The sequence below is a fragment of the Streptomyces sp. NPDC048718 genome, assembly GCF_043198875.1.
GTDB lineage: Bacteria > Actinomycetota > Actinomycetes > Streptomycetales > Streptomycetaceae > Streptomyces.
This window is the reverse complement of record NZ_JBICVG010000001.1, coordinates 80916-87388: the sequence shown is the minus strand read 5'-3', so window position 1 is coordinate 87388 and position 6473 is coordinate 80916. Positions and strand designations below refer to the sequence as shown.

Sequence of the window (6473 nt, the reverse complement as noted above, 5' to 3'; positions counted from 1 at the left end):
ACCTTGTAACCCAGACCACGCACCGTCACCAGGTAACGCGGCGCACCCGGATCCGGCTCGATCTTGGCGCGGAGGCGCTTGACGTGGACATCGAGGGTCTTGGTGTCGCCGACGTAGTCCGCGCCCCAGACCCGGTCGATGAGCTGCATACGGGTGAGCACGCGGCCCGCGTTGCGCAGCAGCATCTCCAGAAGGTCGAACTCCTTCAGCGGCAGGTCGACCTTGCCGCCCCCGACCGTGACCACGTGGCGGTCGACGTCCATGCGGACCGGGCCGGCCTCCAGGGCGGCCGGGGTGACCTCCTCCGGCTCGCCGCGGCGGCGCAGGACCGCGCGGATCCGGGCGACCAGCTCCCGCGAGGAGAAGGGCTTGGTGACGTAGTCGTCGGCTCCTATCTCCAGGCCGACGACCTTGTCGATCTCGCTGTCCTTGGCGGTCACCATGATCACCGGGACGTTCGAGCGGCCGCGCAGCTGGCGGCACACCTCGGTGCCGGGCAGGCCCGGCAGCATCAGGTCAAGGAGGACGAGATCCGCTCCGTTGCGCTCGAACTCGTCGAGGCCGTCGGGCCCGGTCGCCGCCACGGCGACCTCGAAGCCTTCCTTGCGGAGCATGTACGACAGGGCGTCGCTGAAGGATTCCTCATCCTCGACGACAAGCACACGGGTCACGGAAGGACCTCCGGGGCGATGAGCGATTCGGTCATGAGTTCTGGTGTAGTTACGTGGGTGGCGGAGGCCGCTGCCGGGGCGGACCGATCGCCGCCGCCGACGCGCCCGTTGCCGCCGTGGTGTCCACGGGTGTCGCCGTGGTCACCGTCACTGCCATGGCCGTTGCCGAAGCCGTCGCCGTCACCACCGCCGGCACCTTCGGTGAAGGCGTCTTCCGCGTCGGGATCGGCGTCGAAGTCGTCTCCGGCGTAGTCCCCACCGGCGCCGGCGGCGCCGGCGGTGTCGGCGGAGCGCCGGGAGCGCGCCGCGCCCGCCTCCGGCAGCCGCAGGGTGAAGGTCGAGCCCTGGCCCTCGGTGCTCCACACCGTGACCTCCCCGCCGTGCGAGGCGGCCACGTGCTTGACGATGGCGAGGCCGAGCCCTGTACCGCCGGTGGCCCGGGAGCGGGCCGGGTCTACCCGGTAGAAGCGTTCGAAGATCCGCTCGCGGTCCCGGTCGGAGATGCCGATGCCCTGGTCGGTCACGGCGATCTCGATGAGGTCGCCCCCGGGGGCCGCGACGCGGCGGGCGGCGATACCGACCCGGGTGCGGGCGGGCGAGTAGTTGACGGCGTTCTCGACGAGGTTGCCCAGGGCGGCGGCGAGCTGACCCCGGCTGCCCCAGACATGGAGATCGGCCGCGCCTCCGGCGGCCATGGTGATCTGCTTGGTGGAGGCGGTGTGCCGGGAGCGGTCGATCGCCTCGGCGACCAGTTCGTCCACCCGTACCGGCTCGGAGTCCTCCAGCGGGTCGTCGTTCTGCACCCGGGAGAGATCGATGAGTTCCTGGACGAGGTTGGTCAGACGGGTGGCCTCGATCTGCATCCGCCCCGCGAAGCGGGTGACCGCCTCGGGGTCGTCGGAGGCGTCCATGACCGCCTCGGAGAGCAGGGAGAGCGCTCCGGTCGGGGTCTTCAGCTCATGGCTCACGTTGGCGACGAAATCGCGCCGTACCGCTTCGATCCGGCGGGCCTCGGTGAGGTCCTCCACGAGCAGCAGTACGAGCCGGGAGCCCAGCGGGGCGACCCGGGCGGAGACCGCCAGGGCCTCGCCACGACCGGTACCGCGCCGGGGCAGGTCGAGTTCGACCTGCCGTATCTCTCCGTCGCGACGGGTGTCACGGGCCATGTTGAGCATGGGCTCGACGGCCAGTTTCCCGCCGCGGACCAGGCCGAGCGCGTACGCCGCCGAGCTGGCCTTGACCACGGAGTCGCTCTCGTCGAGGACCACCGCGGAGGACCGCAGCACGGAGAGCACGGTATCGACGCCGGGCGGCAGCACGGCGTCGGTGTGCAACGAGGTACGGGTGGGTTTCGCCTGGTCGCGCTCGCTCCAGCGGAACGCCAGCATGGCGATCACGCCGGTACATACTCCGGCGATCGCGGCCAATGCGGCAACCGCCGCGTTCACGTCCATGCGTCCAGGTTATGCGGGTCCGCCGACACTCTCCCAGCCGTCACGGTGACTGCTCGAACACTCGTCGCCCAGAGTTCACCGAGGGGACGGATGTGATTCACATGCCACGGAGGGCAACGGAAGCCGCGTCGCCCAGAGTTCACCTGGAAGACGCATCCGGTTCACGCGGGCGGCCGGATCAGGACGCGTACGGGCCGGACCGTGGGAGCGTGGGGGTCCGAGCCCTCGCGGGACGGACCGATTCCGGGAACGATGCCGGGGCCGATTCCGGGCCGATTCCGGGCCGATTCCGGGACCGGTGCCGCACGAGGACCCGTACGGCACCGGGCACGGGACCGGAGCCAGGCCCGGGCCCGGTTGTACGGCCTTCGGACCACGGGCTCCGAGCCGGCCGCCCACGCTCCAGCAACGCGACGCGACGAAGGGACACCCATGCGGGACGCGTACCACGAGGAACTTGACTCGATAGGCGAGGGCCTGGTCGAGATGGCCCGCCTGGTCGGGTCCGCGATCGGGCGGGCCACCACGGCCATGCTGGACGCCGACCTGAAGCTCGCGGAGCATGTGATCGCCGCGGACCGGAAGGTCGACGACCTCCAGCACGACCTGGAGGCGCGCGCGATCGCGCTGCTCGCGCGACAGCAGCCGGTGGCGACGGATCTGCGGATAGTGGTGACCTCGCTGCGGATGAGCGCCGACCTGGAGCGCTCGGGCGACCTGGCCCAGCACGTGGCGAAGCTGGCACGGCTGCGGTTCCCGAACCGCGCGGTGCCGGACGACCTCCACGCGACGATCCTGCAGATGGGACAGCTCGCGCAGCGGCTGATGGCGAAGGCCGCCGAGGTCATCATCACCAAGGACGTCGATCTCGCGCTCCAGCTGGAGCAGGACGACGACGAGATGGACCTGCTGCACCGGACGCTGTTCCAGCACCTGATGGACGACCGCTGGAAGCACGGCATCGAGACGGCCGTGGACGTCACCCTGCTCGGCCGTTATTACGAGCGGTTCGCCGACCACGCGGTGTCGGTCGCGAAGCGCGTGGTCTACCTGGTGACGGGCGAGCACGCGGACGAGCTCCAGCCGGTGGAGACACCCGTCGAGGGTGCCTAGCCGTGTCCGACGCGTGAGGGCGCGCGGGGGCGCGTGAAGGGCAGGGAGCGCGGGGCGTACGGGTGTGCCGGAGCAGGGCTTCGCACACCCGTGCGCCGTTGATGCGCCGTACGGGACAGGGTTCGAATGACGGGAGGGCGAGGTACGCCTCTCACGGAGCCAGGGAGGAACCCCATGGCCGAATCCGCTCCGAACACCGTCCCCCCGATACCGGAGCCCGCGCGTGTCGCGAAGTTCCTGCCCGTCCTCGGCGCCTGCGGGTGCGGTTCGGGCTGCGGCTGCGGCTGCCAGTCCGGCGGGTCGTGCAGCTGCGGCGGCAGCTGCGGCTGACCGCCGGCGCCGCCGACTGCGGCTGCGACTGCGGCTGCGGCTGCGACTGCGGCCCGTGCGGCTCCCGCCGGTTGTGACGGTGCGGGCCCCGCTCTCCTGACAAGCGGGGCCCGCCCTGTCACGCGCCTGAGACCGCGCCTGTGGCGGTGGCGGTGGCGGCGTTGCCTGGGGTGCTGCCGGTGGTGCTGCCGGCGCTCAGGTCCAGGACGCCCACCGCCTGGTCGCCCGCCCTCTCTCCGGTCTCCCGGAAGCCGAGCTCGCGGTAGAAGGCGCCGGGGCCGTGCTCGCCTTGATGCCAGGTCACGTACATCTCGTACGTCCCACGCCGCCGCAGTTCCTCGGCGACGGCCCCGACGGCGTACCGCCCGTACCCCTTGCCCTGCTGCCCGGCCTCGATGTTCAGCCGCCATAGGCCGCTGCGGCGCCCGGCCGGACCCGGGGCGTCGTCGCCGCTCCACGGGAGATCGAGAAAGGCCATCAGGAATCCGACGAGCCGGTCCCCGTCGAAGATCAGCCGGGGCCAGGCGCTGTCCCCGTACGCGTACGCCTCGGCGAGCGAGCGGACGACGGGCGCGACGTTGTCCTCCTGGTGGGGGTGGACCCGCAGGTCGAGGGCGGCGTCGACGTTTCCGGGGGTGACGGGCTCCAGCCGGAGGCTTTCCGGGCTTTCCGTGGTCATGCCACAGGACGCTAGACGAGCCGGGGTCTCCCCCGCGCGCGAATATGCCGGCCCGGCCCTCCGTCCGGCCCTCTGTCGCTCAAGGGCGCCGTCGCCCAGGATGGCCGCCATGACGTCGTCCGCACCCGCGCCCCTTTCCCGTACACGAACCACCGCGCCCTCCGGCTCCGGCGTGCTCCTCGACCGGGCGGCGACGCCCGGAGAGGTCCCGCCCGGCCTGCGGCGGCGGCTGATCGACTGCTGGATCGCGGTGACGAACGCGGGTGGCGCCGCCGGGTTCCCCTTCCCTCCGGTCGGGGAGGCGGAGGTCGCCCCGGTCCTGGACAGGCTGCTCGCCCGGCTCGCCCCGGACGGCCACCGGCTGATCACCGCGTCCGCCGGCGGCGCGCTCGCCGGCTGGGTCGTCCTCGGCCGCGACCGGGACCCGCTCGTCGCGCACTGGGGCACGGTCCACCACCTCCAGACCCACCCGGACTTCCGCGGCCGAGGCATCGGCACCGCCCTCATGCGCGAGCTCCACCGCGTCGCCCGCGAGGAACTCGGCCTCGACCACCTGCGCCTGGCCGCCCGCGGCGGCGAGGGCCTGGAGTCCTTCTACTCCGCTCTCGGCTGGCACGAGACCGGCCGCTGGCCGAACGCCCTGCGTCTGCGCCCCGACGACACCCGGGACGAGGTGCTGATGCGGTACGACTGCGAGGGTGCGGGCTGACCCGTTCCCCCCGCGCGTACGGAGAACGCATACACGGAGCGCGTACGAGGAAGGGGACGCCGCGCGGCATCCCCTTCCTCACCCCCCGGGGCGGTCAGTCCCCCTTCTCCAGGAAGAGCACCGAGCGCAGCTTGAGCCGGTCCGTGGCGGGGCGGCCGTGCGGGCGCAGTTTCCAGGAGTCGCCGCCGCAGTCCCGCCCGGTGAAGACCAGCGCCGGCGCGTCGGTGTCGTTGTGCGGCGCGAAGGCCGGTTCGGAGGCGCCCTGGTCGGCGACCTCGGGCAGCGTGACGCACTTGCCGGTCTCCGGGTGGTGCAGGACGGCCGACCGGGGTTTGCCGTCCGGCCCGGCGAAGCGGTAACCGAAGTCGCCTTGGGCGGCGAAGGCGGGCGCGGCCAGAACGGCGGCGAGCGCGAGAGCGCCGCACGCGGCGGTGACGGTGTGCCGAAGGCGCACGGGGAAGTCTCTTTCGTCAGCGGAGAACAGCGGAGAACGGTGACCATCGAGGTCACCCGTTTCCCTGCGCCCCTGGAACCCCACCCATACCCCGCTCCCCTGCCGGAAGGTTTCTCCGTCCCCCATCCGGGCTAACGGCAGGATGGCCCGCTTTGCACCCCCACTCCTCCGTGCTTGATGCACACTGTGTGACGGATTGACGCGGAGTGTCGCCGGGCGTACCCTCTGGACATACCCCGCCGGGTCTGCAAGGCCCCGGTTTGACGGCCCCGTAAGGGGCCGTTTTTGTATTCAGGCAGGTTGTGCACGATCGGGAACGAATCTCTTCGCTTCCTTCGCAGACGAGCGCATCCGCTGCGGGAGGGCAACGCCGCATGGCGCATCTGATCGCTTACGTCGACGGGTTCAACCTGTACCACGGCCTGCACGGCAAGTACCGGCACAGATACCTCTGGCTGGATCTCGTGGCCCTCACCCGCAGCCTCCGCCCTCGGGACGAACTGGTGAAGGTGAAGTACTTCACCGCTTCGGTCATGAACGACCCGAGCGCACTCAGCCGACAGGAGACCTACCTTCAGGCCCTCGCGGCGCATTGCGGGACGCAAATCGAGATCGTCATGGGGCGCTACCAGTCCAAAGAGGCCCGGTGCCGCAGTTGCGGTGCCACATGGACCCGCTACGAGGAGAAGGAAACGGACGTCAACATCGCGGTCTCCCTCGTCGCCGACATCGCGACGAAGGCGATGGACTCGGCCGTGATCATCAGCGCGGACAGCGACCTCTCCCCCGCGGTACGTACGGCGCGGGCTCTCGCGCCGGGCGCTCACATCGTCGCGGCGTTCCCTCCGGCACGGTTCTCCCATGAACTGAAGAGGATCATGCCTGCCTCCTTCACCATCGGCCGAGCGAAGTTCTCCGGTGCGCAGCTGCCCCGGACCGTCACAGACCCGCTCACCGGGCACGCCCTCGAACGCCCCCGGAAGTGGGCGGCCGAAGCGGTCCCTCCCCCTCGGCAGAACACCGAAGCACCCTCCCGGCCCCGTACCCACACCTGCTGAAAAGG

At 71.2% G+C, this 6473-nt stretch carries 8 protein-coding genes; 4 read left to right on the top strand and 4 right to left on the bottom strand.

Annotated features, from left to right (window positions below):
• A partial coding sequence (locus ACGFRB_RS00440; RefSeq protein ID WP_393237073.1) for a response regulator occupies nt 1-671 on the bottom strand: 671 nt, incomplete at its 3' end.
• Nucleotides 668-2125: a sensor histidine kinase gene (locus ACGFRB_RS00435; RefSeq protein ID WP_393237070.1), complete on the bottom strand. Its 1458-nt coding sequence runs from the start codon at nt 2123-2125 to the stop codon at nt 668-670. The genes ACGFRB_RS00435 and ACGFRB_RS00440, both read right to left, overlap by 4 nt.
• 432 nt (nt 2126-2557) lie before the next feature.
• Between ACGFRB_RS00435 and phoU the strand changes: the two genes are divergently transcribed.
• Nucleotides 2558-3238 (top strand): phosphate signaling complex protein PhoU, encoded by a 681-nt coding sequence (gene phoU, locus ACGFRB_RS00430; RefSeq protein ID WP_363001965.1) that lies wholly within the window; start codon nt 2558-2560, stop codon nt 3236-3238.
• A gap of 260 nt (nt 3239-3498) precedes the next feature.
• The gene (locus ACGFRB_RS00425) at nt 3499-3645 is read left to right on the top strand and encodes a hypothetical protein (RefSeq protein ID WP_393238236.1); all 147 of its coding nucleotides are present in this window, start codon (nt 3499-3501) and stop codon (nt 3643-3645) included.
• A 41-nt stretch (nt 3646-3686) separates the two neighbouring features.
• Here the strand turns inward: ACGFRB_RS00425 and ACGFRB_RS00420 are convergent, their stop codons facing one another.
• A complete protein-coding gene (locus ACGFRB_RS00420; RefSeq protein ID WP_393237067.1) occupies nt 3687-4247 on the bottom strand; it encodes a GNAT family N-acetyltransferase in 561 nt (186 codons plus the stop codon).
• A gap of 109 nt (nt 4248-4356) precedes the next feature.
• Between ACGFRB_RS00420 and ACGFRB_RS00415 the strand changes: the two genes are divergently transcribed.
• Complete coding sequence (locus ACGFRB_RS00415) at nt 4357-4956, top strand: GNAT family N-acetyltransferase (RefSeq protein ID WP_393237064.1); 600 nt, start codon at nt 4357-4359, stop codon at nt 4954-4956.
• A 94-nt stretch (nt 4957-5050) separates the two neighbouring features.
• Here the strand turns inward: ACGFRB_RS00415 and ACGFRB_RS00410 are convergent, their stop codons facing one another.
• Nucleotides 5051-5410, bottom strand: a complete 360-nt coding sequence (locus ACGFRB_RS00410; protein WP_393237061.1) for a hypothetical protein — start codon at nt 5408-5410, stop codon at nt 5051-5053.
• 374 nt (nt 5411-5784) lie between these two features.
• On the opposite strand from ACGFRB_RS00410, the gene ACGFRB_RS00405 reads away from it, so the two are divergent.
• Nucleotides 5785-6468, top strand: coding sequence for an NYN domain-containing protein (locus ACGFRB_RS00405; protein WP_393237058.1), 684 nt, complete (start codon nt 5785-5787; stop codon nt 6466-6468).
• Nucleotides 6469-6473 lie beyond the last annotated feature (5 nt).

Bases quoted from the DNA above. Each gene is read 5' to 3' on its own strand.
- ACGFRB_RS00435 (WP_393237070.1), bottom strand. From the start codon at position 2,125: ATGGACGTGAACGCGGCGGTTGCCGCATTGGCCGCGATCGCCGGAGTA.
- phoU (WP_363001965.1), top strand. From the start codon at position 2,558: ATGCGGGACGCGTACCACGAGGAACTTGACTCGATAGGCGAGGGCCTG.
- ACGFRB_RS00420 (WP_393237067.1), bottom strand. From the start codon at position 4,247: ATGACCACGGAAAGCCCGGAAAGCCTCCGGCTGGAGCCCGTCACCCCC.
- ACGFRB_RS00415 (WP_393237064.1), top strand. From the start codon at position 4,357: ATGACGTCGTCCGCACCCGCGCCCCTTTCCCGTACACGAACCACCGCG.
- ACGFRB_RS00405 (WP_393237058.1), top strand. From the start codon at position 5,785: ATGGCGCATCTGATCGCTTACGTCGACGGGTTCAACCTGTACCACGGC.